The sequence below is a fragment of the Devosia sp. UYZn731 genome, assembly GCF_040546795.1.
Lineage (GTDB): Bacteria > Pseudomonadota > Alphaproteobacteria > Rhizobiales > Devosiaceae > Devosia.
This window is the reverse complement of the sequence record NZ_JBEPOL010000003.1, coordinates 237,840-264,109: the sequence shown is the minus strand read 5'-3', so window position 1 is coordinate 264,109 and position 26,270 is coordinate 237,840. Positions and strand designations below refer to the sequence as shown.

Here is a 26,270-nt window from a genome sequence, read left to right as displayed (position 1 = left end):
GACAATGATCGCCTAACGCCAGCCGCGCCGTGATCCTAGGGAGGAGACGCCGGAAAAGTCAACGCTACGGGCAATTTCTTGGCTAGCCGACAAGGCAGGAGCAAATCGGCCCCGCCGAAAGGGTCAGTATCGCTGACGTTCGAAAATCGCCGGCACGGATTACGAGGCACGCTCCTCATGCCGTTTCGTCTCAACTATCGGACTTTGGGTAAAGTTTGCGCATTGCACGCTCACCCAGCTTCCAAAATACTGAATGCATAACAAGGCCTCGCAAAAGAGGCCGGTGGGGAGAAGCAATGCAGGTCGGCATCAATCTGCTGTGCCTTAGCGGGTTCATCGAAGACCATCACCTGCCTCAGATCAGGCGGCTGAAGGAACTCGGCTATGACGGCGTCGAGGTTCCCGTGCTGCGCGGTGACCCCTCCCACTATGCCTGGCTCGGTCGCGAACTCGATTCCATCGGTCTGCGCCGCACCACCACCTCGGTTATCCCCTCGCCCGAAGCCAGCCCGATCAGCAGCGATCCAGAAATCCAGCATGCTGGACAAAAACACCTCGATTGGGCGCTCGATTGCGCCATCGCGGTCGGTGCCGAAAGCGTCGGTGGACCCTTCCACGCCCCCATCGGCCACTTCACCGGCTCGGGTCCCACCGAGAGCGAACTGGCCCACGGCGCCGAGGCCCATCACCGCATGGCCACCCGCGCCAGCGCCAATGGCATGTTCCTCGCGCTCGAGCATTTGAACCGCTTCGAGACCTATTTCCTCAACACCATGGATCAGGCGCGCGCCTATGTGGACCGCGTCGATCACCCCGCGTTCCGCATCATGTACGACACCTTCCACGCCAATATTGAAGAGCAAAAACAACCACTTGCTATCGCCAAGCTGGGTGACGGCATGGGCGTGCTGCACATCTCGGAGAACGATCGTGGCATTCCCGGCCGTGGCCACATCGACTTCGCCGAGATATTTTCCGCCACTCGGAAAACCGGCTTCGATGGCTGGGTAACGCTGGAAGCCTTCGGCGCCGGCCTGCCCGAACTCGCCGCCGCCACCCGCGTCTGGCGCCCATTATTCCCCGATTTCGAAACCCTGTTCACCGAATCCATCGCCTTCATCCGCGCCGGCTGGAAGGCTGCCGCATGAGCGATACCCCCGTCATCGCCATGGCCCACATTTCCAAATCCTTCCCGGGCGTACGCGCGCTCAATGATGTCAGCTTCGCCTGCCACGCCGGCCAAGTGCATGCTTTAGTTGGAGAAAATGGCGCCGGCAAATCGACGTTGATCAAAATTCTGTCGGGCGTCTACCGCCCCGACGCGGGCAATATCGTGCTCAACGGCGCCAACGCCAATTTCAAGCACCCCGTCGAATCCCTGCGCGCCGGCATCTCCGTCATCTACCAGGAATTCTCCCTGCTGCCCGAACGCACTGTGGCGCAGAACATCTTCCTCGGCCGCGAACCCCGCAAAGGCCTCGTGCTCGACCATGCCGCCATGCGCTCCGAAACTCGTCGTGTGCTCGACCTGTTCGGCGCCGGCGCCCGCGTTTCGCCCGATGCGCTGGTCGCCGATCTCGATGTCGCCACCCAGCAAATGGTTGAAATCGCTAAGGCAATTTCGCTCGACGCCCGCGTCGTGGTGATGGACGAGCCCACCGCCGCCCTCAACGAAGCCGAATGCGAAGTGCTGTTCGCCACCGTCGACAAGCTGCGCGAGCGCGGCACGGCGATCATCTACATCACCCACCGCATGCGCGAAGTCACGCGCCTGGCCGACCGCGTCACCGTGCTCAAGGACGGCGAAGTCGCCGCCCATTTCGACACCCCGCCCGCCCCCGACGCCATCGTGCGCGCCATGGTGGGCCGCGACATCGCTGACTATTACGCCCCACCCGCCACGCAAGCCGAGATCGGCGCGCCAGTTCTGAGCGTTCGCAATGGCGGCAACGCCTTCCTGCGCCATATCGATCTCGACCTGCGCGCTGGCGAAATCGTCGGTTTTGCCGGCATCCAGGGCGCCGGCCGCGTCGCCCTGGCCATGGCGCTGTTCGGCCAGGTGCCGTTCACGACGGGCACCGTCACCCTCAATGGCGCCAACGCAGCCTTCGCCAATCCGCGCGACGCCATTCGCGGCGGCGTCGGCCTGCTGCCCGGCGACCGCAAGGCCGAAGCCCTGGTGCTGATGCAATCGGTGCGCGACAATGGCCTGCTCACAGCCCGTGCCTTCTCTCCGCTGGTCGGCACGCAAAAATCCAACGCCCACGCGAGCCTCTCCAGCATGGACGCGCTCCTTGACCAGATGCAGGTCAAGGCCGCCTCCTATGAGCAGGACATAAAATTCCTCTCCGGCGGCAACCAGCAGAAGGCCGTGGTCGCCCGCTGGCTGGCGCTCAAGCCCAAAGTGCTGATCTTCGTCGAGCCAACCCGCGGCATCGACGTCAACGCCAAGGCCGGCATCTACCACCTGATGCGTGATCTGGCCCGCGCCGGCACCGCCATCATGATGATCTCGTCGGACCTTCCCGAAGTGATTGGCGCCGCCGACCGGATTGTCGTCATGCGCGCCGGCACCATCGTGGCAGAATTCCCCCACGGCGCCGCCGAAACCGACCTCATGCTGGCGGCGACCGGCGAGACGGAGGTAGCCGCATGACCGATCTTATCGCAACCCGGCCAAAACTGGCATTCCGCTTCGACCGCTGGGCGCCCGCTTTGCTGCTGGCCATCGCCCTGCTCGCCTATGTCGTCATCGCGCTTTATACCGGCCAGACCCAGTATCTGACCGTCGACAACCTCATCTCCGTGCTCGGGCGCTCGATCGCGCTGGGCATCACCGCGGTCGGCCAGACCTTCGCCATCCTGGTCGCGTCGATCGACCTGTCGGTCGCCAGCCTCATCTCGGCCGTCTCGGTGCTGACTTCGGTGATCATGAACGGCAATCCCGCCATGGTGCTTCCCGCCATAGCCGCCGCGCTCGCCCTTGGCCTCGTGGTCGGCCTCGTCAACGGCCTCATCATCACGCGGCTCGAGGTCAATCCGCTGATTGCCACGCTGGGCATGAGCCTGATCATCCAGGGCTGCCTGTCGGCTTTCGTGTCCAATTTCGCCGGCTCCGTCCCGCCCGAATTCCAGGTCTTCGCTTATGGGGGTTTTGGCAGCCTGTCCTATAGCCTGATCTTCCTGGCGCTGCTGGCCGTCGCCGCCTGGTTCGTGCTGCGCCATACCCGCTTCGGTTCCGATATCTACGCCGTCGGCGGTAACAAGGACGCCGCCCGCGTGGCCGGCATCAAGACCGCCCGCGTCACCATCGGCGCCCATATCCTGTGCAGCCTTTGCGCCGCCATGGCCGGGCTTTACCTGGCCAGCCGCCTGCGCTCGGGCGCTCCCTGGATCGGCAGCGATGGCGTTTATGATCTGGAATCCATCGCCGTCGTCGTCATCGGCGGCACCATCCTGGCCGGTGGCCGCGGCGGCATCTGGGGCACCATGGCGGGCGTCATCATTTTCTCCCTGATCGACTCGATCTTCAACCTGGCCGGCGTCGACGCCTTCGCCAAGCAGGTGCTGCGCGGCATCATCATCGTGGCGGCCGTCGCCTTCTATGCCGTGCGCTCCAAGAGGCTGGTAGCATGACCGAACAGACCCTGCCCCATGCCGACCGGCGCAAGCGCCAACTGCCGCAGATCAACCCGGTTTATTTCGTGCTGGCCGCGCTTATCGTCGCCATCGTGGTCATGAACCCGGCCTTCGCCGAACCCACCGGCTACATGAATTTCCTCAAGCGCGCCGCGCCCTTGGCGATCCTAGCCGCCGGCCAGCTCTACGTCATCGTCTCGGGTGGCTTCGATCTTTCGGTCGGCTCGGTCATTACCCTCGTCGTGGTCGGCTCCTCGATCCTCTCCAACAACGATCCCAACTCCACCTGGTGGGTCATCGCCACCATGTTCGCCATTGGTGCTGGTGTCGGGCTGATCAATGGTCTGGTGGTCTGCTACCTCAAGGTGCCGTCCCTGATCGCCACACTGGGCATGATGATCACGCTGAACGGTGTCGCTTTCATGTGGTCGGGCGGCTCGCCGCGTGGCTACCTTACCGACCAGTTCCGCTTCTTCGGTCGCGTCAACATTTCCGATCTGCCGCTGATCCGGATCCTGCCGGTTGCGCTCATCGTGTTGATCGTACTTGGCTTTGCGCTCTATTGGCTGATGCATCGCACCAATCTGGGCCGCATGATCCACGCCATCGGCGACAATCCCCGAGCCGCCAATCTGGCCGGCGTGCCGGTCAATCGCGTCCGCATCCTGGCCTTCATCGTCTCCTCGCTCAGCGCCGTCGCGGCCGGCATCATGCTGGGTGGCTTTGCCGGCGTTTCGACCGACGTGGGCACCGGCTATGAGCTGCAGGCCATCACGGCCGCCGTGCTGGGTGGCGCCCAATTGCTCGGCGGCCGTGGGTCGGTCCCGGCCGCTATTGCGGGCGCGCTGACACTCAACGCCATTTTCACCCTGCTCAATTTCCTGGGCCTGCCGCAGCCGATCCGACAGGTGGTCCAAGGCCTCATTCTCATCGCCGCCGTGGCTGTGGCCATGCAACGGCGCAAGCATACCGGGCGCTAGTGCCCGATCCTGCATTCGTACGAGCCGGTCAACCCGGTCGCGCGAACGACGACCGCAACCCTAGGGAGGATTTTATCATGAAGAAGATTTTGGCTCTGGCGCTCGCCGCCGGGCTGGCACTGACCGGGGCCGCGTTCGCGCAGGCGCCCAATTTCGACGATCCCGCCGAGTTCGCGCGCCAGAAGGCGCTGCTGACCACCACCCCGATGGGGCCGGCGGACATGCCTTGGGAGCAGTACCTTGTCGATGGCATGAAGGACACCGCGTCCTTCAAGAAGGAAGGCCCGTATACGGTCTGCTTCTCCAATGCCGGCGTGAACAATCCCTGGCGCGTGGTCGGCTTCACCGATCTGCAGCAGGAAGTTGCGCTGCATCCTGAAATCGGCGAACTCGTCCATGTCGATGCCGAAGGCTCCGACGACAAGCAGATCGCCGATATCGATGACCTGCTGGCTGGCGGCAAGTGCTCGATCCTGATCGTCTCGCCCAATACCACCGCCGCCCTCACCCCCGCCGTCGAAAAAGCCTGCGCCGTGCTGCCGGTCATCGTCTTCGACCGTGGCGTCAACACCGATTGCCCGGTCACCTTCGTGCATCCGGTCGGCGGTTACGGCTTTGGCATCCAGGGCGCCGAGTTCATCGCCGCCAACGTCAAGAAGGGCGCCAATGTGCTGATGTTACGCATCCTGCCCGGCGTGGACGTGCTCGAAACCCGCTATTCGGGTGGCAAGCACGTGCTTGAAGACGCGGGCCTCAACATCGTCGGTGCCGAATTCACCGACGGCGATAATGCCAAGACCAAGTCGATCGTCGAGGACTATCTGCAGCGCGGCACCATCGACGCCGTGTGGATGGACGCCGGCGCCACCGCCGTGGCCGCCGTCGAAGCCTTCCAGGATGGCGGCTACCCCATCCCGGTCTTCGTTGGCGAAGACCAGCAGGATTACCTGCAGACCTGGCAGGCCAATGGCATGACCGCCATTGCGCCCACCTACCCGACCTACCAGTGGCGCACGGCGATCATCGCCGCCGTCAAGACGCTCAAGGGTGAAGCGGTCCCCAGCCCGGAATGGATCCTGCCGCAGCCTGCCATCACCATGGACACGCTCGACAAGTTCGTGAACCCCAAAATGCCGCCGCTGCATTATGCGATGTGCGGCTGCGAAGCCATGGCCAACTACCCCACCGCATGGGGCGGCCAGTAAACCACAATCTCGGCCACCCAACGGCCAACACTGGGCGCTCCTCGGAGCGCCCTTTTTTATGCGTCGGAATAGTGCTGTAGCACCGTCCTCGCGAACAAAATGTCAATAATCGGGTTGCCGCCAGTCCAAACCCCGGTGTAACCTTCAGCCGCGCCTCCCCGCGCATCCATTGGTTATCACCATCTCATTCAGCGCCGGCTTCTCCGCCCAGACCTTCCTCTGGCCGCGACCGCCCGGTGCATCGCAAAAGGAATTGCCATGAAAACCGTCCGGCTCGGCCGCACCGGCCTCGAAGTCAGCCGCATCTGCTTTGGCTGCATGTCCTTCGGCAAGCTCACCGAGGAGCGCCCCTGGGTGCTTGGCCTCGATGAGGCCCGCCCGCTGTTCCAGCGCGCCTGGAACGAGGGCATCAATTTCTTCGATACGGCCAATGTCTATGCCCAGGGCACCAGCGAGGAAATCACCGGCGCCCTGATCAAGGAACTCGCGCCGCGCCAGGAGATCGTGCTGGCCACCAAGGTGTTCGGCCGCATGCGTCCCGGCCCCAATGGTCAGGGCCTGTCGCGCGGCGCCATCATGGCCGAAATTGACAATAGTCTGCGCCGCCTCGGCACCGATTATGTCGATCTCTACCAGATCCACCGCTTCGATCCGTTCACGCCGGTCGAGGAAACCATGGAGGCCCTCAACGACGTGGTCCGCGCCGGCAAGGCCCGCTATATCGGGGCGTCTTCCATGTATGCCTGGCAATTCGCCAAGCTGCAGAACGCCGCCGAGCGCCATGGCTGGACCAAGTTTGTCTCCATGCAGGACCAGCTCAGCCTGGTCTATCGCGAGGAACAGCGCGAAATGCTCCCCCTCTGCCGCGATCAGGGCATTGCCGTGCTGCCCTGGAGCCCGTTGGGCGGCGGCAAGGTCACCCGTCCGTGGGGCAGTGAAACCAAGCGCGCCACCACCGACCGCTATAACAAGTCGATGTATGAAAAGGACGACGCCAAGCCCATCGTCGATGCCGTCGAGGCCGTCGCCAAGGCCCGCAATGTGCCGATGGCGCAGGTCGCCATGGCCTGGGTTCTGGCGCAGCCCGATGTCACCTCGCCCATAGTGGGCGTCAGCAAGATGGGCCATTTGGAAGACGCCGTGGCGTCGGTCGATCTGGTGCTGACCGCCGACGAGATCGCTAAGCTCGAAGCGCCCTACAAGCCCTTGGTCGTTACCGGCTTCTAGGCTTTATTGGGCCGGACGCATGTCCGGCCCCACCCCATCACAAGGCAGTCCCATGACCACGCTCACCATTCCCGACCTGGCCGGCAAAGCCGTGCTCATCACCGGCGCCTCCACCGGCATCGGCGCCGCCCTCGCCAAGGGCTTCGCAGCGCAAGGCGCCCTGGTCGGCCTGCACTACAATTCCAGCAGCGATGCCGCCCATGCGGTCGCCAAGGACATCGAAACCGCCGGCGGCAAGGTTGTCCTCATCAAGGCTGACGCCAATCACTCCAAAGAAATGGCCCGCGCCGTCGATGAAACCGCACAAAAATTCGGCCGCCTTGATGGCCTGATCAACAATGCCGGCGGCATGGTCGCCCGCGTCAAATACGAGGACATGACCGACGCCCATTACGACGCGGTGATGGACCTCAACGGCCGCTCGGTGCTGGCCGCCTGCACCGCCGCCATCCCGCATTTGAAGCGCCAGAACGGCGGCTTCATCATCAACACCACCTCGATCGCCGCCCGCAATGGCGCCAGCAACGGCGCCGGCATCTACGGCTCGTCCAAAGCCTTCGTCTCCAACGTCACGCGCGGCATGGCCAAGGAACTGATTGCCTTCGGCATCCGCGTCAATGCGGTAGCGCCGGGCGTCATCGATACGCCATTCCACGAACGCTACTCCACCGAGGCGCAGATGCAGGCCATGCTGGCCACCATCCCGCAGGGCCGCGTCGGCACCGCCGAGGATTGCCTGGGCACGTTCCTGTTCCTGGCGTCCGCGGCCCTGTCCGGCTACATCATCGGCCAGACCATCGAGGTCAATGGCGGCCAGTTGATGCCGTAATCGAGGGACGCAATGGACCTAGCACTATCGGCTAGGTCTCACGGCGCCCGATAATTGCTATGACCCTAATGAGTGCTTATCTGATGATCGCGTGGTCATATTTGCCTGCAATGCCTTAGGCCCGCACCACCGGCGCGGGCCTTGAGTTCCGGGAACGCCGACCGATGTTTTTCGACGCCGCCACCATTTCCGCCTATCTCGAAATCATCACCATCAATATCGTGCTCTCGGGGGACAATGTCGTCGTCATCGGCATGGCGGCCGCCACGCTGGCGCCAGAACTGCGCTCGAAGGCGATCCTGGCCGGCATCGCCGCCGCCACCGTCATCCGTATCGGCTTCGCCGTGCTGGCGACCCAGCTTCTCGCCGTGCCCGGCCTGCAACTGGTCGGCGGCCTGTTGCTGCTCTGGGTGTGCTGGAAGATGTACGAGGAACTGCGCGAGCAGGGCCAGGCGCACGCACCCACGGCCGAGGTCGCCAATCTACCCCGCAAGACCCTGCGCCAGGCCGTTACCCAGATCATCATCGCCGACGTATCGATGTCGCTCGATAACGTGCTGGCCGTGGCGGGCGCCGCCAAGCAGAACATCACTGCGCTGGTGTTCGGCCTCGTGCTCTCGGTCGTGCTGATGGGCTTGACCGCCAGCCTCGTCGCCCGCATCCTCGATCGCTATCGCTGGATCGCCTGGGTAGGTCTTCTGATCATCGTCTACGTCGCCGCCACCATGCTGTATGAAGGCGCCGACCAGTTGATGGGCCACACCCTGCCGAACATTCCGCTGCTCAAGGGCTAGGATTTTAGCTTCCCGCTTCCGGCTTTAGGTTTCAACGCCTCCAGCGCGCGGAGTACTTGGCCTGGTCTATCCCACCCACCGTCCTTCCCGCGGACTTGATCCGCGGGCCTCCATCAGCACGGCAAAAAAACGGCCAATGGCCCGCGGGTCAAGCCCGCGGGAAGATCGGTGGGGAGGAGCGTGCGAGCATCCACCGGGAAACGCCAGTCCCCTAACCCCTCAACATCCCCGCATAAACTCCAGGCTTCGACTTCGGAATTTCCACCGCGTCCAGCCGCTTCTGGTAAAACGCCACCGGCCCGGGATCGCCGATCACCGCATAGCCGTAACCGGCCTCGCGCATACCCTTGAGTGTGGCGATCAACAGCGCCTCGCCGATCCCCTGGCCGCGCTCGGCTTCACCCACCCCGGTGGGTCCAAAAAAGCCCTTTGCCGTGGTATCGTGGCAGGCAAAGCCAACCATCTTACCGTCCTTGACCGCGATCCACACCGTGATCGGCGCCAGCGCCAGCCCCCGTGTCGCCTCCGATACCCAGGCCGGCCCGAAATGCTTGGCAATCCACGCCAGCACCACATGCGCCTCCGGCGCAATCGCGCGCCGCACCACGATACCGGCGGCGGCAACCCGCGCCTCGGCTTCAAACACGGGCAGGTCGTAAAGGCGGACCAGAAGGTCGGTCACACTAGGCTCCTATGACTTCAAATATGATGGCAACGCACGCTGTGAGCCGCACCGACAAAGACCGGTTCGGGCATCACCTGCTTGCAGATGGCGCTGACGCGCGGGCAGCGAGACACAAACGGGCAGCCGACACTTTTATTGGTCCAGAGCGGAATATCGGTTGCCCGCCGTGTTCGCGTGGTCGAAATCTTGCGCGCCGGGTTCGGCACCGCCTCGATCAGCAATTGCGTATAAGGATGCTGCGGCCGCTCGGTAATGGCCTCGCTCGGCGCCTGCTCCACCAAGTGCCCGGCATAGAGCACTGCAGTGTCCTCGGCGAAATACCGCGCCGTGGCGATATCGTGGGTGATGTAAAGCGCCGCCAGATTGCGCTGCACCTTCATGTCTTCCAGCAGATTCAAAATCCCCAGGCGCACCGACACATCCAGCATCGAGGTCGGCTCGTCGGCTAAGAGCACCATCGGCTGCACCGACAGCGCCCGCGCAATGGCGACGCGCTGCCGTTGCCCGCCCGACAGCTCATGCGGCCGCCGCGCCAGATAATCCGCCGCCGGCTTGAGCCCCACCCGATCCAGCAGCGCCAGCATTTCCGCATTCACCGCAGCCCCGCGCAGGTCCGGCCGATGCAGCCTTATCGGCCGCTCCAGATGATAGCCAATGGTCTGCACCGGATTGAGCGAGCCGAACGGGTCCTGGAACACCATCTGCACATCGCTGCGATACCGCTCCAGCCGCCGTCCCTTGAACGCCGAAATATCCTCGCCCTCGAATGTGATCCTGCCCTTCTGCGGCGAATACACCCGCGCCAGCATGCGCGCGCAAGTGCTCTTGCCTGAGCCCGACTCCCCCACCAGCGCCAGCGCCCGTCCGCTCACCAGCTTCAGCGATACGCCCGACAGCGCCCGCAACACTACCTGGCCGAAAAACGCCCCGCCCAGCACGAATTCGGCTGTGACATTGTCCATCTCGACCACGGTGCGGCCGGCCGGCAGCACCGGCGTTTCCAGATTTACTGCAGCAAGTGACATGCGGCCTGCCCCTGGCTTTGAGGATAATATTTCAGAGGTGGCGCCACCTGCGTGCACACGTCCATGGCCCGGCTACAGCGCGGCGAAAACCGGCACCCTTGCGGCAGCGCGCGCAGATCAGGCGGTGAACCGGCAATGCCTTCCAGCCGCCGCCGCGGCCCGGTCAGCGGCGGAAACGAATTGCCCAGCGCCCGCGTATAGGGATGCTGCGGTGCCGTCAGGATTGAGGATGCGGCCGCGACCTCCACCAATTCCCCCGAATACATCACCCCAATGCGGTCGCAGAATTCGATCATCAGCCCCAGGTCATGGGTGATGAACAGCACCGAAAATCCCAACCGGCTTTTCAGCTCGACGATCTGCTCGATGATGTCACGCTGCACCACCACGTCCAGCGCCGTGGTCGGCTCGTCCATGATAATCAGCTTGGGATTGAGCGCCAGCGCGATGGCGATGCAGATGCGCTGCCGCATGCCGCCCGAAAACTGATGCGGAAAATCGTCCAGCCGCTGGCTCGGAATGCCCACCAGTTCGAACATCTCCACCGCCCGCGCCCGCGCCCCGCGCTTGCCCAATTGCGGCTGATGCGTCTCGATCACGTCCATGATCTGCTCGGCCACGGTGATCACCGGATTGAGCGCATTCATCGCACTCTGGAACACGAAGCTGGTCTCGCGCCAGCGATAGGCCTTGAGCCGGGCCTTACTGAATTGCAGCACGTCGTGCCCCTCGAACCGCACCGTGCCGCCGCTCACCAGTCCCGGCAGTCGCGTCAGCCGCGCCAGCGCAAACGCCACCGTCGACTTGCCGCAGCCGCTTTCGCCTGCCAGCCCAAACGCCTCGCCCTTGCGGATATCAAACGAAATCCCGTTGACCGCTCGCGCGATCGAAGTCTCGCCCACATAGTCAACGGTGAGGTTGCGAACCTCCATCAGCGTCTCAGAAAACATCGACGGACCTTCCCCGGCGCTTGAGGAATTTTTTGATCCGTCCGCCCAGCCGGGCAGCGCGCAATTGCGGGCTGGTGATCTCGTCGACGCCGAAATTTATCAGCACCAACGCGGCGCCCGTCACCATGATCGCCACCGCCGGCGGCCAGACTTCCCACCAAGCGCCGGTCTGCAACGACTGCGACCGCTGCGCCCAATAGAGCATCGTTCCCCAGGTCACCGAACTCGGGCTGCCCAGCCCAATGAACTCCAGCGCCGCTTCCGCCAGGATCCCGTAGATTGTCGCCAGCACCGCGCCGCCGACCACGAACGAACTCATATTGGGCAATATCTCGCGCACGATAATGCGCCATTTCTTTTCGCCCATCAGCTCGGCCGCCAGGACGAATTCCCGGCTCTTGATCGACAGCGTCTGCGTGCGGATGGTGCGCGCGCTCCAGCCCCAGCCGGTAAAGGCCAGCACCAGGCCAATGATTGTCGGGCTTGCCTCCTCGACAAAGGAGGCCAGCACAATGATGAGCGGCAGCGCCGGGAGCACCAGAGCCACGTTGACGAAGAACGTCAGCACCTCATCCACCTTGCCGCCGAAATAGCCGGCCGAAATCCCCACCGCCAACCCGATCAGGGTCGCGCTAATGCCGGCGATGAACCCCACGGTCAGGCTGGTCCGCCCGCCCTCCAGCAACTGGCTGAAAATATCCTTGCCCTGCCGCGAGGTGCCCAGAAAATGCTCGACGCCCGGCTGCACATGCGGCTTGCCCGCCCGCCGATAGGGATCATAGGGCGACAGCAACGGCGCCAGCGCCGCCATCACCACGAACACCGTCAGGATGATTAGCCCCGCCACGCCCTTGCCATTGGTGAGGAAAGTCTGCACGCCGGACGGAAACCGCCGCAAAAACCCCGGCCGCCGCTTGATCTTGAGCTCGCCCATCAGCGCGTCCAGCGTCGGGGCCGGATTGCCATTGGTCACGCTCTGCTGTGTGGCGATGAACGGCCCGCTCTCGGTCAATTCGCTCATGCTAGTGCCCTCCCGACGTACGCAGCCGCGGATCGAAGATGACGTTGAGCACGTCGCTAATGAGGTTGGCGATCAGCACGCTGCAGGTGAGCAGCGTCAACTGCGCCTGGATAAACGTGTAGTCACGCGACTCGATGGCATTGAGAGTGAATTTGCCCAGCCCCGGATAGTTGAACACCACCTCCGAAATGAACGCCCCGCCGAATACGAACCCCACCGACAGCGCCAGCGAGGTGATCTGCGGCAGGATGGCGTTGCGCGCCACATAGCGATAACGCACCCGCCGGTCGCTCAACCCCTTGGCCTTGGCCAGCACCACAAAATCCTCGTTGAGGAGGTTGATCATCGTGTTGCGCATGCCCAGGTGCCACGAGCCGAAATTGACCAGCACGATGGACAAAACCGGCAGCACCGCATGCCACGAGATACTGACCGCGCTCTCCCAATTCCACCCCGGCACGAGGTTGATGTCATGCGCCCGTCCCAGTGGAAACACTGCCCATTCCAACGCAAACGCGTACCACAGCAGCAGCGCCACCACGGCCGGCGTGAAGGCATTCATCATCACATTGATCGGCGTGAACACGCTGTCGAAGAACCCGCCGCGATGCCAGGCCGAATAGATGCCCATCACCAGCCCGATGCCGAACGACAGGAAGGTCGCGACGCCAACGAGGAACAGCGTCCAGCCTGCCGCATAAAATAGGAGACTAGAGGTCGGCTCGGGAAAATTGACCGTCGAAATGCCGAAATCCAGATGTAGCAGCTTCCACAGATACTGCCCATATTGCTCCAGCAGCGAGCCGTCATAGCCATAGGCTTTCTTGAGCATTTCCATCTGATCTGGCCGCATCTTGCCACGCAGCGCCATGAAAATGCGCGTCGTCGGATCGCCCGGCATCCAGCGCGGCAAAAAGAAATTGAGCGTGATCGCCACCATGAAGGCCGCGAAATAGAACCCCAATCGTCGCGCCAGAAATGCCATATGCCGACCTACTCGATTAATCGCAATGCCAGACCAAACGCGATGTCACCCCGGCGCAGGCCGGGGCCCATCTCGAAATCTCAGGATGGGTCCCCGCCTGCGCGGGGATGACACCGAGAGTGGGGAGCGTGCAGGTTTGAACCCACACGCCCCCAAACCTTACTGCGCCTTCGGCTTCAAGCTCAGCAGCACTTTCACCCGCTCATGCACGCCGGCCGGATTGTTCGGCCGTGCCCAGGCATTGTCCGCATCCGGCCAGCCGGTGAAGTTGCGCGTCGAATATTCGTACCAGGCCGGGTTGGAGAACAGCGTGATCACCGGCAGGTTCTCCGCGACCTGCTTCATGATGTCGGTCACCTTGGCCTTCTGCACCGCGACGTCCGCCGTGCCGCTGATCGCATCGAGATCGGCCTCGATGCCCGGAATACGCATCTGGTGCATGGATTGCTCGTTGAGCGTGCCCGGCGTCATCGTGCGCGGATTGAACATCGAGTGATAGGTGAACCACGGCGTCGAGGAGAGATTGGTCCACATAATGTAGACGTCGAAATTGCCGGTCGGGATATTCTCGAACCAGGCGCCTTCCTCGGGCGTCTCCATCTTGGCATTGACGCCGATATCGGCCAGGTTTTCCGAAATCGTCTGCACCGAATTGACCCAATCGTCCCAGCCGGAAGGCACCGCCATCTTGAAGGCGATCGGCGTCCCATCGGGATTGTCGCGCCAGCCGTCGCCGTCCTTGTCGACGAACCCGGCATCGTCCAACACCTTCTTGGCCGCGTCCGGATCGTAGTTCAGCAGGTACGCGTACGGCTCCAGCGCCGCGTCATCGATCCAGTCCTTGTAGAACATGCCCTCGCCGATCGGATATTTCGCCGGGCTGGTCAGCCCGAACGTGGCGATATCGAGCAACGTCTCGCGGTCGATCGCCATCGACATCGCCTTGCGGAATTCCAGATTATTGAACGGCGCCTTGGTGGTGTTGAGCTGCAGGTTCGTGCCGGCATCGGCGGGCAGCCAGTAATGGTTGTCCGGGCTCTTGGGCGTGTAGGTGATGTCCGGATCGGTGATGCCGTCGGTCGCCCAATCAAGGTCACCATTGGTGATCGCGGCGATCACCTGCAGATTATCCGAGAGCTGCGGATATTCGATGCAGTCGATCGTATTGGTGGCGTTCTCGCGATAGTTCGGATTGCGGCACAGCTTGAACGAATTACGGGAGAAGTCGCGCACCTGCGTAAACGGCCCCGTCCCCACCAGGTTCGGATTGGCGAAATTCTTGGGGTCGGCAACGTCCTTCCAGATGTGTTCGGGCAGCGGGAAGATCGAGCCGATATTCAGATGCGCCAGCGAGTCGGGATGCTGCAGCAGGAATTTTACCGTGTGGTCATCGATTTTCTCGACCCCGGTCAGGATGCCGCTCTGCTGCGCCTCGTCGTAGAAGTCGAAGCCGACCGGATAGTCGCGATGCTCCTTGGCGTAATTATAGGTGAACACCACGTCGTCGGCTGTGAAGGGTTGGCCATCGCTCCACTTCTCGCCCTCGCGCAAGTGATAGGTCACGCTCATCAGGTCGGGTGCGATATCGAAGCTGGTCGCCAGCCCCGGAAAATCGGCATCGGGATGCCACACATTGTAGATCCACAGCGGCTCATAGGCGAAATCCTGCACATAGGCCTGGGGACCGGAATAATTGTACGGATTATAGTTTTCCACCATGGCGTCGGTATGCACCGGCGCGAGGCGAATGATCACCTCGGCCTGCGCCGCCGTGGTCAAAGCCGTGCCCAGCAACGCCGCGCCGGCCAGCATCATCAATGTCCTGCTCATCTTGCACTCCCTGTGTGAGATCGATCCCAGAAACGAACTAAGGTTTCGCCGCTTTGGCGCCGGTGCCGCGCGCCCCTCAGCAGCGCGGCACGGTTTGGCTGCCCGCAGGCAGCGTATGGTCAGGCCCTCTCCTCGACAAGCCGAGGCAATGCCACGCTTTCGCGCAGCACCAACTGCGTCGGCACCGTAATTTCAGTGTGTTCGAGCTGTTCGCCGCCCAGCAATTGCAGCAGCAGGTTCGCCGCCAATTGCCCCGCCTCGCCGACCGGCTGCCGCACCGTGGTCAGCGCTGGGGTCAGATGCCGGGCGTGGAAATTGTCGTCGAATCCGATCAGCGACACGTCCTCGGGCACGCGTTTGCCATGGCGCTTCAAAGCCAGCAGGGCGCCAGCCGCAATGTCGTCGTCACCGGCAAAAATCGCGGTAAAATCCCCGCCCGAGCCCATCAGCGTCTCGGCCCCCGCAAAGCCGAACCGCTCTTCGAACTCACCATATTCCACGCGGATATCGTTCAGCGTCATGCCGTATTCGCCCAAAGCCGCCTCGATGCCGCGCAAGCGCTCGCGACTGTCGCGATAGATCAGCCCGCCGCTGAGATGCGCAATCCGCCGATGCCCCAGTACCAGCAGGTGCCGCATGGCCTCGCGAGCGCCAGTGAAATTGTCGATCGTGATCCTGGCTCGCGCTACCGGGCAATCGTCGCCCCCAATGGTCACCACCGGCACGCCGGATTTGCGCAGGATGTCCAGCACATCGCCCCGGATCGGATTTTCGAGATAAAGGATCAGCCCATCGCAGGCCCGGTCCAGCAATTCGATGATCGCCCGCGACTCCGCCTCGACCTCCGCATGCCCCGAGGTCACCAGCAGCGACTTGCCCGCCGCCCGGCAGGCCACCTGCGTGCCGCCTACCATCTGCGCGTAGAACGGGCTCGACACGTTCACCACCACGCCGCCGATAATGTCGCTGCGGTTCGACCGCAGCCCCCGCGCCATGGTGTTGGGTCGATAGCCCAGTTCGGCAATCGCCTCCAGGATCGCCTGGCGCTTCTCTTCCGACACGTAACCATTGTCGGCGACGACGCGCGACACCGTCGAGCGCGATACACCAGCCCTTTTGGATACATCGGTGATCGTCGCCATACACGCTCCTCGTCCCATGTGGGACCGATCCCACAATCAGAGTTGCAACGCTCGGCCAAGTCAAGATGACCACTTTGTCATTTGCGCAAAATAGTCGGGCGCCCACCTGGATGCGGAAACGGCGCCGAACGTCGCCACCAAGGCTTTGACGACGCTCGTTTTTTAGCTTGTGCTGCCGCTAGACAAAGGGCAGTGCCGGTATTGCTTTGGTAGCAAGTGGTCCCAAAGTGGTATTAGTTCTACGGCCGCCCGCTGCCGGCTTGCGAATTGGCCACACGCGGTCGCGACGTCAATCAGCCTTTGAAATAGAGCTTGGTTTCCACCCGCTGGCCCGCGGCGTCCAGCCGCCACACCGTCGCCCGCAACCGTTCGACATTGCCGATCCGGAACAACTGCTCCTGCAGCACCTTGGCGGCGGCTGCCTCGGGGGTCGCCGCCGTGACGCACTGGCTTTCGGTCTGCTGTGGCCGGCCAAGCGGATTAGTGTTGTAGGACTCGACGGTGAACTCGAACTGCTCTGTACGCTGCATATTGTCTCCCATGCCCCGACCTTACCGCAGCACGCCAGGAAAAGCGAAACGCGAAAACGATGGCGATCCCTATTGGCCACTCGACAAATCGGAGCCGTCCGGGGACGATGCACGCAAAGACGCCGTGCCGGAGGAACCACCATGCCGATCTTTGCCCTCGAGGGCATCACGCCCAACTTCGACGAGGAAGCGAGCCTCTGGATCGCCCCCGACGCCACGGTGATCGGCCGCGTCAGCCTGGGCCGCGAAGTCGGCATCTGGTTCGGCGCCGTCTTGCGCGGCGATAACGAGCCGATCGCTGTCGGCGAGCGCACCAATGTGCAGGAACACGTGATCATGCATACCGATCCGGGCTTCCCCGTCACCGTCGGCGCAGGCTGCACCATCGGCCATCGCGCCCTGCTGCATGGCTGCACGGTGGGTGACGATAGCCTCATCGGCATGGGTGCCATCGTGCTCAACGGCGCCCGCATCGGCAACAACAGCCTCGTCGGGGCCGGAGCCCTCGTCACCGAAGGCAAGGAATTCCCCGATGGCGCCTTGATCGTTGGCAGCCCCGCCAAGGTGGTGCGCATGCTCGACGACGCCGCCATCGCGCGCCTGCGCAAATCCGCAGAGACCTACGTCGCCAACGCCGCCCGCTTCCGCGCCGGGCTGCGTCCGCTATAAGGCTGTTGCCGTCGAACGAAGACGAATCAATCAGCCAAGGCCCCAGCCATGAAAACCTACCAACTGCCCCAGACCGGCCGCACCGTCTCCAGCGTCATCCTGGGCCTGATGCGCATCAAGGCGATGAGCAATGCCGAGATTCAGCACCTGATTGGCGCGGCGCGCGATGCCGGCGTCGATGTTTTCGATCATGCCGATATCTATGGCGGCGAACGCCACCTGTGCGAGGCCCGTTTCGGGGAGGCGATCACCCTGAGCCCCGCCGAGCGCGAACAGATCGTCATCCAGAGCAAGGTCGGCATCCGCAAGGGCTTTTTCGACTTTTCATCCGAGCATATTCTTGAGTCGGTTGACGGTTCGCTGGCTGCATTGAAGACCGGTTATCTCGATCTGCTGCTGCTGCACCGCCCCGATACCCTGGTCGAGCCCGAGGATGTCGCCAAGGCCTTCGAGGTTCTCAAGGCCTCGGGCAAGGTTCGCAATTTCGGCGTCTCCAACCACACCCCCGGCCAGATCGAACTGCTCAAGAGCGCCGTCAAGCAGCCGCTGATCGTCAACCAGGTGCAGCTCAGCATCACCCATGCGCCGCTGATCGCGCAGGGTGTCGCCGCCAACATGGCCGGGCTCGACCAGTCGATCACCCGCGACGTCGGCCTGCTCGACTATTCGCGCCTCAACAATATGATGCTGCAGGCCTGGTCGCCGTTCCAGAAGGGCTTTTTTGACGGCGTCTTCCTCGGCGACCGCGAGAATTTCCCCGAGCTGAACGATGTCATCGACGAGTTGGCCAAGGCTCATGGGGTGACCCCGACCGGCATCGCCGTCGCCTGGATCACCCGTCACCCCGCCAATATCCAGGTCGTGCTCGGCACCACCAAGCCCAGCCGCGTGGCCGAATCCGCCGCCGGCTCGGACGTACAACTGACGCGCCAGGAATGGTACCGCCTGTTCACCGCCGCCGGCCACAAACTGCCCTAAGGCGAAGCGCAGTCGCCCCCTCCACGAGGGGGGCACAACGGTTCTTGCACGAAATAGCCAAGCACGCGATGTCACCCTCCCCCTTTTGGGGAGGGCAGGGCGGGGGTCGCCTCAACAGGCGCCGGACCTGGCCGTCACCCCTCGAAATAGTACCCTGGCTCAAGATCGGCCAGCAGGCCCTTCTGCGCCGGTTTCCATCCCAGCGCCGCCTGCGTCTTGGCGCTGGAGTTCGGCACATCGATCCCCGCAAAACCCGCGAGAAATCCAAAATGCTCCGGCGCTTCCTCCGGCGTCTTGGCCACCACGGGCACGTTCAATTGCCGCCCGATGACCTCGGCGATGCTTCGGAACGGCACCCCCTCGTCGCCAACCCCGTGATACCAGGCCTCCTTGGCCCCTTTCTCCAGCGCCAGCCGGAACAGGATTGCTGCGTCAAGCCGATGCACCGCCGGCCAGCGGTTGAGCCCGTCGCCGACATAGGCCGAAACGCCTTTCTCCCGCGCCGCCGCGATAATCATCGGCACAAAGCCATGGTCGCCCTGCCCATGCACTGACGGCGGCAGCCGCACCACCGACACCCGCACGCCTTGCGCGGCCACGTCGGCCGCCGCGGCCTCCGTGGTCAGGCGGGGATGCGCGGTGAAATCGGGCGCCCGCTGGTTTTCCTGCAGGAACCCCGTCCCCGCCGTCACGATCAAGGGCCGCTCGGACCCCACCAGCGCCGATCCCAGCGCCTCGATGATCGGCCGGTCCGCCGCGCAATTGGCCAGATAGGTCGCAAAATTATGGTTGAACGCCGTATGGATCACCCCGTCTGCCGCCGCCGCGCCCTGGCGCAGGCTGTCGAGGTCTTCGAGCGAGCCGCGATGCACCTCGGCCCCGGCCGTCATCAGCGATGCCGCGGCCGCGTCGGAACGCGCCAAGCCCAGCACCTGGTGGCCTGCCGCTATCAATTCATTGACCGTGACCGAACCCACAAACCCATTTCCGCCGGTAACAAATACGCGCATCGTCCGTCTCCTTGGCATCATCCCGGGCCGCCTCAGCCGCCGTTGATGCACACCATAGGCACCGCATAAAATACGATCTATGCTTTGGCGTCCGCCTTATCTTCGCAATCGTCCAGGAATCTCGCATGGATCCGCTCTCTGACGTGCTCTCGCTGCTCAAGCCGCGCAGCTACCTCTCTGCCGGTTTCGACGCCGGCGGCGACTGGGCGATCCACTTTGCCCGCAACGTCGGCATCAAGTGCTATGCCGTGGTGTCCGGGCAATGCTGGCTCGGTGTCGACGACGTGCCCGAACCAGTCTTGCTGCAGGCGGGTGACTGTTTCCTCTTGCCGGGCGGCAGGCCGTTCCGGCTCGCCAGCGACCTGGCTCTGCCGTCGGTGGATGCCCAGCCGGTCTTTGCGCAGGCTCGCGAAGGCGGCGTTGCCCGTTACAAAGGCGGCGGCGATTGCTTCCTTGTCGGCAGCCGATTTACCCTCACGGGCAATGCCAGCATGCTCCTTGGCATGCTGCCACCCATCGTGCATATCCGCACCGAAACCGACAAAGCCGCGCTGCGCTGGTCGGTCGAACGCATGATGCAGGAACTGCGCGAGCCGCAACCCGGCGGCTACCTGATTGCCGAACACCTGGCCCACATGATGATGGTGCAGGCGCTGCGCCTGCACATGGCGGATAGCGCCGGGAGCGGCGTGGGCTGGCTGTTCGCCCTGGCGGACAAGCAGATGGGCGCCGCGATCAACGCCATGCATGCCGATCCCGCCCGCCGCTGGACGCTGCTGACGCTGGCCGAACAGGCTGGCATGTCGCGCTCCAGCTTTGCTCTCAAGTTCAAGCAAACGGTGGGGACCTCCCCGCTGGATTATCTGACACGCTGGCGCATGCTGCTGGCCGGCGACCGGCTGACCCATTCGGGCGACCCCACCGCGGTGATTGCCCTGTCGCTCGGCTATGAATCCGAGAGCGCCTTCAGCACCGCCTTCAAGCGCGTCATGGGCGCCTCACCCCGCCATTATGGCCGCCGCCAGACGCTTGCGCCATGGTCACAAAACGACGCCGAGACCGTCTCGGCTCGCTGATTTTGCGCACCTATGGTCCAGCCTTTGCGCTGCCTCTCCACCGCTAACGCATTCCAGCCATGCGGATTTTCTCATCGACAGCCTCTACGGCATTTCGTATTGGATCAATATCAGTAGTGCACTATCTATTGCTGCACTAACAAACCGGACATCCGCACGTGTTGAAAAACCTGTTCATCGCCGCCCGCGAACTGGGGACCGAGTTCGACGCCCAGCTCAAGGGCCTCGGGCTGACCTCGGCACGGGTCCGCGTGCTGCTGCTGCTCGCCCGTTCAGACGGCGGCATGACCCAGGCCAGCATTGCCGATCGCCTGCGCGTCGAACCGCCCACCGCGGTGCGCATCCTGGATGGCCTGGAAGCCCTGGGACACATCCGCAGGCTCCCGATGCCCAATGATCGGCGTGCCAAGATGGTCGAACTGACCCCGAGCGGAGAGCCGCTGGCGCGACAGGCCGGTGCCGTGAGCGATCGACTGGAACAGCTATTGCTCAATGACCTCGACCCCGCCGATATCGCGGCGACCGACCGCGTTCTTGCGACCTTGACGGCAAAGATCGAAGCCCTAAAGTCCACGGGACTGTCCCACGCTGCAACGCACGGGAAACCGTCATGAGCGACACCAGCGGCCTAGCGGTTGCCGAGACCGAAAAGCCCGAAGCTCTGCCCGCGACCCCGCCGGCTGCGCCCCCGCCCTTCGTGCCCAAATCCGTGTTCTGGTCGGCGCTCTATGCGCTGAGTTCTGTCCTGCTCGGCATTACCCAAGGGCTGGGCCTCAATCTCATCACCGCCAACTTGCCGGGCCTGCAAGCCTCGTTTGGCGCCACCCAGCAGGAAATGGGCTGGCTGCCAGCCGCCTATTTTGCCACCAACATGGCCGGCACCATTTTCATGTTCAAGGTGCGCAGCCAGTTCGGCCTGCGCCGCTTCGCCGAGATCGGTATCCTGGTCTACGTGCTGGTGGTGATCGCCCACCTATTCACCCATGACCTGCAATCCGCCATCCTGGTCCGCGCCATCATGGGCGTGGCTGCGGCGCCGCTGAGCACACTGGCGTTTTTTTACATGCTCGAATGGCTTCCCCCGGCCAAAAAGATGAGCATCGGCATCTGCTTCGGCCTGCTGGGCAGCAGCATGTCCCTGCCGCTGGCCCGCGTGATTTCACCCGATCTGCTGCAATTGGGCGATTGGCAGGGGCTTTACCTGGTCGAGGTGGGGCTGGCGCTGCTGAGCCTTGGCGTCGTGTTCAGCCTGCCCCTCACCCCGCCGCCACGCATGAAGGTGTTCGACCGCGACGACATCGTCAGCTTCCCGCTGTTGACCATCGCCTTTGGGTGTTTCGCCATCGTGCTATCGATGGGCCGATCCTATTGGTGGTTCGAGGTTCCTTGGCTTGGGGTCCTGCTCGCCACGGGCATTGGCAGCGCGGTGCTGCTGGTGCTGGTGGAACTTCACCGCAAGAACCCCATCATCGATCTGCGCTGGCTCTCCAGCCGCGACATGTTGGCCTTTGCCGGCGCGCTGGTGGCGTTCCGTCTCCTGCTCTCGGAGCAATCGGTCGGCGTCTTCGGGTTGTTCACCGTGCTCAATGTGCAGAACGATCAACTGATCCCGATTTTCGGCGTTATCGGCGTCGCCACGTTTGCGGCGACTGCCGTGCTCAGCACGATCATCAAGCCGTCTCGCACGCCCGCCATCCACCTGGTGGCGCTGATCCTGATCGCCATCGCCTGCTGGCTCGACAGCCAGAGCACCGCTCTTAGCCGTCCCGAACAATTCTATCTCAGCCAGGGGCTCATCGGTATCGCCAGCGGTATTTTCCTGCCACCGGCCCTGCTCAATGGCTTCACCAAGGCGCTGACCCGCGGGCCGCAATATATCCTGTCGTTCCTGACGGTTTTCCTGACCACGCAGACTTTTGGCGGCATTCTGGGCAGCGCGGTGTTCACCACCTTCGTGGCTATCCGCGAGCAGTACCATTCCAACGTCATCAGCCAGGGCATTACGCTGCTTGATCCGATCGTGGCGCAGCGCATCCAGCAATATGGCGGCGTTTACGCGCGCGTCCTGACCGACCCGGCCCAGCGCGACGCCAGGGGCTGGCCCTGCTCGGCCAGTCGGCCACCCAGCAAGCCAATGTCCTGGCCTATAACGATCTGTTCCTGGTCATTTTCTACGGCACGCTGCTCACCATCATGGCCCTGTTGTTTCAAATGGCGCTGACGGCGCTCAACAAGCCCGCAGTTCCCGTCGCCACGGCCGCGGCCTAATCGTTCTCCGAAAGAGTCCCATGCGTATCAAAGAAATCGTCCTCTCCAAGGCCACAATTCCCGTCCTGCTTGCCGGCATCCTGGGCATCGCGGCGGTGCTCTATGCTTGGCAATTGCCGCCTTTCACTTCGAGCGTCCAGACCACCAACAACGCTTTCGTTAAGGGCCGGGTGACGCTGATCGCGCCCCAGCTCCCCGGCTATGTGGTTTCCGTGCCGGTGAGTGACTATCAGCATGTGGCCAAGGGCGACGTGCTGGTGCAGCTCGACGATCGCATCTACCTGCAACAGATCGCCCAGGCCGAGGCGACCCTGCAGCAGCAGCAAAATGTGCTGGCCAATTTCGAGCAGAACCACGCCTCCAAGCAAGCCAGCGTCGATCTTGCCAATGCACAGCTTACAGCGGCGGAAGCGGCCCTTGCGAATGCGCAATCGGCATCCAGCCGCAGCGATTCCCTCTTGGCCTCCGGCATCTCGCCGCAATCCGCGGCCGATGTGGTACGCCAGGCTCTGGTGCAAGCCCAATCCAGCGTCGCCCAGGCGCAGGCGTCGCTGAGCATCGCCCAACAAAACCTGGCGCTGGTAGATGCCGGCCTGCCCGCGCTCCAAGGCGCGGTCAAAGGCGCCCAGGCGACGGTGGAACTCGCCCGCATCAACCTGAGCAACACCAAGATCGTCGCTCCCGTCGATGGCACTCTCGGCGAAGTCACCGCGCGCGTCGGCCAATATGTGTCCGTGGGCAGCCAGCTGACCTCGGTGACGCCGCCCAACACCTGGGTGATCGCCAATTTCAAGGAAACCCAGATGTTCGGCATCGCCGTCGGCCAGCAGGTGAGCTTCACCGTCGACGCGCTCAACCATGCCAAGCTGACCGGCCATATCTCGGAAATCTCGCCCGCCGCCGGCTCCGAGTTCAGCGTCCTCAAGCCCGATAACGCCACCGGCAATTATACCAAGATCGCCCAGCGCATTCCGGTTCGCATCGAGATCGATGCCGACCAGCCCCTCAGCACCAGCCTGCTGCCCGGCATGTCGGTCGAAGTCGCGGTCGACACGGCACTGGCGGGCACCGCCGCTCCGGCCACCCACTAGACGCACCGGCAACTTGGCGATTGTTTCGATCAGATCGCCAAGCGCCTTGGGTGAAGATGGCTTGCTAATATGAATTAGTTTTTGATACCTATTAGCTTACCGACCTTCCAACCCGCATTGGGCACCCCATGCCGCGGCATACCGAAACCACTGTAGCTGCCGCGGGGTCCGCTCGTGTGATCCGGGCGGAACGGGCCCGTCGCATCACCATGACGGATGTGGCGCGCGAAGCCGGCTGCTCGCAGGCCACAGTGTCCTTTGTGCTGAACAGCGCCCCCGGCATCAAACTATCGGCTGAAACTCGGCAGCGCGTTTTCGATTCCGCGCGGCGTCTCGGCTATATCGCGCCCCTCAGTGGCGCCTCGCTCAAACGCGAAACCGCCGTCCCCCGGGTCGGATTCGTGGTGGATCAATTGGCCACCAGCCCCGAAGCCGCGGTGGCTATCGACGGCGCCCACACCGCCGCGCGCTCGAACGGCATGATCGTCATGGTCGCCCAAACCTCCAACGATCCCGAGACCCAGACTGAAGTGGTCCGCGCCTTCGTCGATCAGGGGATTTCGTGCCTCGTCTACATGACCATCTTCACCCGCGAAGTCGAACTGCCACCCGAGATTCTGGCGCTCGACGTGCCGGTCTTCCTGCTCAATTGCTACACCGAAAAGCAATCGCACCTGGCGGTCGTGCCCAGCGAGATCGCCGGCGGCCAGCGCAGCACCCGCCATCTGGTGGACCATGGCCATCGGCGCATCGCCACCATTACGGGTGAAATCTGGATGGAAGCCGCGCAAGACCGCCTCAAGGGCTACCGCCGCGCCCTCGCCACAGCCGACATTCCGTTCGATCCTTCGCTCGTGGTCGAGGGCAATTGGTCGGCCAGCGCCGGTTATGAGGCCACGCGCAAATTGCTCGCCCTGCCCGAGCCGCCCACCGCCATCTTCTGCCAGAACGACCGTACCGCTATTGGTTGCTACGAGGCGCTCAAGGAGGCGGGGCTCGATATCCCGCGCGACATGTCCGTCATCGGCTATGACGACGAGGAAATCTCGCGCCACCTGCATCCGCGCCTGACCACCTCGATCCTGCCGCATCGCGGCATGGGCCAGTGGATCATCGAGCAATTCGGCGAAGCCACCCCCACCGCGCACCGTTTTCCCATCACCAAGCTCGAATGCCCCCTGGTCGAGCGCGACTCCGTCGCCGCCCCGCGCAAAGTCTAAGCCATTGGCGGACCGATTGACTCCCGCTCGACAAACTCGCACTCGATTTTGATCTTTTGCAGCCGATCGTCCTGGTCGGCGCTGTCGTAGCCGTCCAGCAACTGCCCGACGGCCCAGCGCGCCATTTCGTCATGCGGCAGCACCATGGTGGACAGCCCAGGATCCAGAAACCCCGACAGGTCCTCGTCGTCAAAGCCCATGATGGAAACGTCCTGCGGAATACGCAGGCCCAGTGACTGCGCCGCCTGATAGCAACCGATCGCCATGCGATCGTTGAAGCAGAACACCGCACTTGGCCTATCCGGCCGCGACAGCAGCGCCAACGCCCGCTCGCGCCCATGCCGCAAGGTCCAACCGCCCAGCGAGACCAGCGACTCCTCCACCGGCACCTTCCAGTCCGCCATCGCGTGGCGGAAACCTCGCTCACGATCCACCGAGGCCTCGATAAAGCTCTCGCCAGCCAGATGCGCAATGCGGCGATGCCCCGCCTTGAGCAGCGCCTCGGTCGCCACATAGCCACCCACGATGTCGCCCGGCACCACCGTCGGATAGCGCAGCTTGCGCTCATAGCAATTGAGAAGCACCAGCGGCAGCGCCGCGAACATTTCGGGCACCACCAACTGCCGCGTAATCAGCGACGTGTAGATCACCCCGATGGTCTTTTGCGACACCAGCAGGTCAATCGCCGCCTGTTCGAGCGCCGGATCGCTTCGCGTGCAGAACGTCGCTACGCTCACCTCCTGCAACGCCGCCTCGTCGCGCGCGCCCTCGATGAACTGCGCCGAAAACGGCGTCGTCGATACCTCGTCGATGAACAGCCCGATCACCCGCTTGCGCCCCTCGGGCACCGGATGGGCCTTGCCGCGGCGATAGCCCAGCGCCTCGGCCGCATCGAGCACGCGCCGTCGCGTCGCCTTGGATATCCGCGCATTGGGCACCCCGTTGAGCACCAGCGATACCGTCGCCTGCGACACGCCCGCCAGTTCGCCCACTTCGAGCATGGTCGCGCGCTTTTCCATCGCGGATTCCCCCTACGGCCTTCAATTCCTTGCAAGTCTTAGCCGAACGGGACGCCCGATGGCTACCGATTGCGCGTCCCATTCACCCCCTTGCCAG

25 protein-coding genes are annotated in these 26,270 nt (G+C 63.4%); 15 read left to right on the top strand and 10 right to left on the bottom strand.

What is annotated here, in order from left to right; translation table 11 throughout:
* The first annotated feature begins 296 nt into the window (after nt 1–296).
* The 8 genes from ABIB57_RS09190 (at nt 297) to ABIB57_RS09155 (ending at nt 8,674) form a co-directional block, all read left to right on the top strand.
* On the top strand, nt 297–1,148 hold the full coding sequence (locus tag ABIB57_RS09190) for a sugar phosphate isomerase/epimerase family protein (protein ID WP_354040179.1): 852 nt from the start codon (nt 297–299) through the stop codon (nt 1,146–1,148).
* The gene (locus ABIB57_RS09185; RefSeq protein WP_354040178.1) at nt 1,145–2,656 is read left to right on the top strand and encodes a sugar ABC transporter ATP-binding protein; all 1,512 of its coding nucleotides are present in this window, start codon (nt 1,145–1,147) and stop codon (nt 2,654–2,656) included. The genes ABIB57_RS09190 and ABIB57_RS09185 overlap by 4 nt, the downstream gene beginning before the upstream one ends.
* Nucleotides 2,653–3,636, top strand: coding sequence for an ABC transporter permease (locus ABIB57_RS09180; protein WP_354040177.1), 984 nt, complete (start codon nt 2,653–2,655; stop codon nt 3,634–3,636). Before ABIB57_RS09185 ends, ABIB57_RS09180 begins: the two co-directional genes overlap by 4 nt.
* A complete protein-coding gene (locus tag ABIB57_RS09175) occupies nt 3,633–4,619 on the top strand; it encodes an ABC transporter permease (RefSeq protein ID WP_354040176.1) in 987 nt (328 codons plus the stop codon). Before ABIB57_RS09180 ends, ABIB57_RS09175 begins: the two co-directional genes overlap by 4 nt.
* A 77-nt stretch (nt 4,620–4,696) precedes the next feature.
* Entirely contained in the window at nt 4,697–5,824 is a 1,128-nt protein-coding gene (locus tag ABIB57_RS09170) for a substrate-binding domain-containing protein (RefSeq protein ID WP_354040175.1), read from the top strand.
* A 258-nt stretch (nt 5,825–6,082) separates the two neighbouring features.
* On the top strand, nt 6,083–7,051 hold the full coding sequence (locus ABIB57_RS09165; RefSeq protein WP_354040173.1) for an aldo/keto reductase: 969 nt from the start codon (nt 6,083–6,085) through the stop codon (nt 7,049–7,051).
* Between the two features lie 52 nt (nt 7,052–7,103).
* Entirely contained in the window at nt 7,104–7,880 is a 777-nt protein-coding gene (locus ABIB57_RS09160; RefSeq protein WP_354040172.1) for an SDR family NAD(P)-dependent oxidoreductase, read from the top strand.
* 164 nt (nt 7,881–8,044) lie between these two features.
* Nucleotides 8,045–8,674, top strand: a complete 630-nt coding sequence (locus tag ABIB57_RS09155) for a TerC family protein (RefSeq protein WP_354040171.1) — start codon at nt 8,045–8,047, stop codon at nt 8,672–8,674.
* A 211-nt stretch (nt 8,675–8,885) separates the two neighbouring features.
* Here ABIB57_RS09155 and ABIB57_RS09150 read toward each other — a convergent pair whose 3' ends face one another.
* From ABIB57_RS09150 to ABIB57_RS09115, 8 genes are all read right to left on the bottom strand, one after another.
* Nucleotides 8,886–9,356, bottom strand: a complete 471-nt coding sequence (locus ABIB57_RS09150; protein ID WP_354040169.1) for a GNAT family N-acetyltransferase — start codon at nt 9,354–9,356, stop codon at nt 8,886–8,888.
* Nucleotides 9,357–9,373: 17 nt separating this feature from the next.
* Nucleotides 9,374–10,384: an ABC transporter ATP-binding protein gene (locus ABIB57_RS09145; protein ID WP_354040167.1), complete on the bottom strand. Its 1,011-nt coding sequence runs from the start codon at nt 10,382–10,384 to the stop codon at nt 9,374–9,376.
* The gene (locus ABIB57_RS09140; RefSeq protein ID WP_354040165.1) at nt 10,366–11,334 is read right to left on the bottom strand and encodes an ABC transporter ATP-binding protein; all 969 of its coding nucleotides are present in this window, start codon (nt 11,332–11,334) and stop codon (nt 10,366–10,368) included. Before ABIB57_RS09140 ends, ABIB57_RS09145 begins: the two co-directional genes overlap by 19 nt.
* The gene (locus tag ABIB57_RS09135; protein WP_354040163.1) at nt 11,324–12,355 is read right to left on the bottom strand and encodes an ABC transporter permease; all 1,032 of its coding nucleotides are present in this window, start codon (nt 12,353–12,355) and stop codon (nt 11,324–11,326) included. Before ABIB57_RS09135 ends, ABIB57_RS09140 begins: the two co-directional genes overlap by 11 nt.
* Before the next feature lies 1 nt (nt 12,356).
* A complete protein-coding gene (locus ABIB57_RS09130; protein WP_299730436.1) occupies nt 12,357–13,340 on the bottom strand; it encodes an ABC transporter permease in 984 nt (327 codons plus the stop codon).
* A 159-nt stretch (nt 13,341–13,499) separates the two neighbouring features.
* Nucleotides 13,500–15,170 (bottom strand): ABC transporter substrate-binding protein, encoded by a 1,671-nt coding sequence (locus ABIB57_RS09125; RefSeq protein WP_354040162.1) that lies wholly within the window; start codon nt 15,168–15,170, stop codon nt 13,500–13,502.
* A 119-nt stretch (nt 15,171–15,289) separates the two neighbouring features.
* Nucleotides 15,290–16,312, bottom strand: coding sequence for a LacI family DNA-binding transcriptional regulator (locus ABIB57_RS09120; protein ID WP_354040161.1), 1,023 nt, complete (start codon nt 16,310–16,312; stop codon nt 15,290–15,292).
* A 293-nt stretch (nt 16,313–16,605) separates the two neighbouring features.
* Nucleotides 16,606–16,842, bottom strand: coding sequence for a hypothetical protein (locus tag ABIB57_RS09115; RefSeq protein WP_299730429.1), 237 nt, complete (start codon nt 16,840–16,842; stop codon nt 16,606–16,608).
* Between the two features lie 141 nt (nt 16,843–16,983).
* Between ABIB57_RS09115 and ABIB57_RS09110 the strand changes: the two genes are divergently transcribed.
* Entirely contained in the window at nt 16,984–17,511 is a 528-nt protein-coding gene (locus tag ABIB57_RS09110; protein ID WP_354040160.1) for a gamma carbonic anhydrase family protein, read from the top strand.
* Between the two features lie 48 nt (nt 17,512–17,559).
* Nucleotides 17,560–18,489, top strand: coding sequence for an aldo/keto reductase (locus ABIB57_RS09105; protein ID WP_354040159.1), 930 nt, complete (start codon nt 17,560–17,562; stop codon nt 18,487–18,489).
* A 134-nt stretch (nt 18,490–18,623) separates the two neighbouring features.
* On the opposite strand, the gene ABIB57_RS09100 is transcribed toward ABIB57_RS09105, so the two are convergent.
* Nucleotides 18,624–19,499, bottom strand: coding sequence for an SDR family oxidoreductase (locus ABIB57_RS09100; RefSeq protein ID WP_354040158.1), 876 nt, complete (start codon nt 19,497–19,499; stop codon nt 18,624–18,626).
* 125 nt (nt 19,500–19,624) lie between these two features.
* Here ABIB57_RS09100 and ABIB57_RS09095 point away from each other — a divergent pair, with 125 nt between their 5' ends.
* The 5 genes from ABIB57_RS09095 to ABIB57_RS09075 all read left to right on the top strand — a co-directional run bounded on the left by ABIB57_RS09095 (nt 19,625) and on the right by ABIB57_RS09075 (nt 25,154).
* Nucleotides 19,625–20,575 (top strand): AraC family transcriptional regulator, encoded by a 951-nt coding sequence (locus ABIB57_RS09095; RefSeq protein WP_354040157.1) that lies wholly within the window; start codon nt 19,625–19,627, stop codon nt 20,573–20,575.
* Between the two features lie 158 nt (nt 20,576–20,733).
* Entirely contained in the window at nt 20,734–21,189 is a 456-nt protein-coding gene (locus tag ABIB57_RS09090; protein ID WP_354040156.1) for a MarR family winged helix-turn-helix transcriptional regulator, read from the top strand.
* Nucleotides 21,186–22,796, top strand: coding sequence for an MFS transporter (locus ABIB57_RS09085; protein ID WP_354040155.1), 1,611 nt, complete (start codon nt 21,186–21,188; stop codon nt 22,794–22,796). Before ABIB57_RS09090 ends, ABIB57_RS09085 begins: the two co-directional genes overlap by 4 nt.
* Nucleotides 22,797–22,863: 67 nt before the next feature.
* A complete protein-coding gene (locus ABIB57_RS09080) occupies nt 22,864–23,934 on the top strand; it encodes an HlyD family secretion protein (RefSeq protein ID WP_354040153.1) in 1,071 nt (356 codons plus the stop codon).
* A 128-nt stretch (nt 23,935–24,062) separates the two neighbouring features.
* On the top strand, nt 24,063–25,154 hold the full coding sequence (locus ABIB57_RS09075) for a LacI family DNA-binding transcriptional regulator (protein ID WP_354040151.1): 1,092 nt from the start codon (nt 24,063–24,065) through the stop codon (nt 25,152–25,154).
* On the opposite strand, the gene ABIB57_RS09070 is transcribed toward ABIB57_RS09075, so the two are convergent.
* Nucleotides 25,151–26,173: a LacI family DNA-binding transcriptional regulator gene (locus tag ABIB57_RS09070; RefSeq protein WP_354040149.1), complete on the bottom strand. Its 1,023-nt coding sequence runs from the start codon at nt 26,171–26,173 to the stop codon at nt 25,151–25,153. The two genes, ABIB57_RS09075 and ABIB57_RS09070, sit on opposite strands and share 4 nt — an antisense overlap.
* Nucleotides 26,174–26,270: the final 97 nt, after the last annotated feature.